Here is a 2,178-nt window from a genome sequence, read left to right on the forward strand (position 1 = left end):
CGATTAGCCATTTCTTCTCCTCGTTAGTCAGCCATTCCAGCTTTAATCTTAGGTGTGATATGTTTCTTCTATCTTGACGATAAGCTTGAGGATGTAAAATGGCTGACTAACGAGGAGAAGAAATGGCTAATCGACGTTACAACAAAAGAAAAGTTAGAAAAACAAGAAGCCAAACACTATACATTCGCTCAGGCCTTAAAAGATCGTGACGTATTAACCTTATCTTTAGGATACTTTTTCTGGATGGTTGGCTACTATGGCATCGTCATGTTTTTACCGACAATTTCAGAAGGGTTATCTAAAACGACTTCTCTTAGTACGCATGCTATGGGGTGGATTTTAGGATTAATGTATGTTTGTGCAATGGTAACCATGATGTTGGTTAGTAACCACTCTGATAAGAAAAATGAAAGGCGCTTTCACGTAGTTGCTTGTTTAGTAACAAGTGGCGTGGCATTGATTATTAGTAGCTACGTTGCAAATATGAACATTGTTTTATCATTTGTATTCTTAACGATCAGCCTTTGCGGAGCGTTCGGAGCATATTCTCCGTTTTGGGCAATTCCACCGTCTTTCTTAACGGAAGCTGCTGCTGCAGGTGCCATTGCCCTTATTAATAGTATTGGTAATCTAGGTGGTTTCTTCGGACCGTACATCGTGGGATATATTAAAGATATGACCGGATCTTTTAATGCTAGTATGACATTTCTAGGTGTCAGTATGTTCGTAGCGTCCTTTATCGTAGCTTTTTTATTAAAACAATCAGGAAGAGCTATTAAAAAAAATACAGTTGATCGATTAGAAAAAACTAGTTGATTCTTGTTTGAAAGAAATTTGTACTACTAGGAGGGGCGGACAATTAGTTTCTAGAGACTGTCGGCCAACTTTCTTACATGGATAAGAATAACAGGGGTGTATGGCAATGATGAAGCTAGGAGTTTTAACAAGTGGTGGAGACGCTCCAGGAATGAATGCTGCTATTAGAGCAGTAGTAAAAACAGCTAACTATCATAACATAGAGGTAATGGGAATTGAGGGTGGTTACCAAGGTTTAATAGAAGGTAAACTTCATAGATTAACCTCTACGGATGTAGACTACATTGCGGATAAAGGCGGGACATTTTTAAAAACCTCCCGCTGCGCAGAATTTATGAAAGAGTCGGGCAGAATGAAAGCCTTAAGTGTATTAAAGGATTATGGAATTAATCATTTAGTGGTAATCGGCGGTGAAGGCTCTTTTAAAGGAACACAAAAATTACATCAATTAGGTGTAAATGTCATTGGTATACCGGGAACGATTGATAATGATTTATCTTACACAGATTATTCAATTGGATTTGATACTACATTAAATACGATATTAGAATGCCTCGGTAAAATTAAGGATACAGATTTATCTCATGAAAAGACTACCATTGTAGAAGTTATGGGAAGATATTGCGGAGATTTAGCCCTGTACTCTGCTTTAGCAGGCGCAGGGGAAATTATCTCCACACCTGAGAGAAAATTAAGTTTTGAAGAGATATGTTCCAAACTGAACGAGAAAATGAAAAGCGGCAAAAAAGATAACCTAATCCTGATTACTGAAAAAATGTACGATATTCAAGACCTGCAAAAATATGTCGAGGATCGATTAGATATTAGCGTCAGGACAAGTATATTGGGTTTTATTCAAAGAGGAGGACAGCCGTCCGCATTTGATCGTATATTAGCAAGTAAAATGGGGATCACAGCAGTAGAATTATTACTCAAAGGGTATTCTGGTAGAGCTGTAGGAATCAAAGAAAATGACTTAATTAATGTAGATATTGAAAAAGTTCATTCGAAGTTATCTAGTAACGATGATAAATACAGCTTACTGGATACCATTCTAGCTTAAGGATATCTTTTCTAATATACAATGATTGATCTCTAAAAAAATGTATTTGAATACAAACGAATTTTTCTAATAAAAAGGAGGAAATAGAAATGAATAAGCAGGTTAATGTAAAACAGGGAACTATCGTTTGTCAAGTATGTGGGAAAGTTATTGAGAATGTAGACAACTCTGAAGGGGTTAAAACATGGTACGGGAAGTGTTCTGAAGATTGTTCTAGGAAATAACGTATTGGTAAAAAGAGACTCCCAAAATCATTAGAATTTTAATTAAGACTATAGCTGAACAAGGAGAGTAATCTC

The 2,178-nt window shown here is 36.4% G+C and carries 2 protein-coding genes and 1 pseudogene; all 3 read left to right on the forward strand.

Annotated elements, in window-relative coordinates; genetic code table 11:
- Positions 1-30: 30 nt before the first annotated feature.
- A pseudogene (locus tag AC1DRF_RS24295) lies at positions 31-816 on the forward strand (MFS transporter); the annotation flags it as partial.
- A 106-nt stretch (positions 817-922) separates the two neighbouring features.
- On the forward strand, positions 923-1,879 hold the full coding sequence (gene pfkA / locus AC1DRF_RS24300) for a 6-phosphofructokinase (RefSeq protein WP_427076724.1): 957 nt from the start codon (positions 923-925) through the stop codon (positions 1,877-1,879).
- A gap of 89 nt (positions 1,880-1,968) precedes the next feature.
- Positions 1,969-2,103, forward strand: coding sequence for a GapA-binding peptide SR1P (locus tag AC1DRF_RS24305; RefSeq protein WP_107917869.1), 135 nt, complete (start codon positions 1,969-1,971; stop codon positions 2,101-2,103).
- The last annotated feature ends 75 nt before the right edge of the window (positions 2,104-2,178 follow it).

It is taken from the genome of Priestia sp. P5_B4 (genome assembly GCF_056400385.1).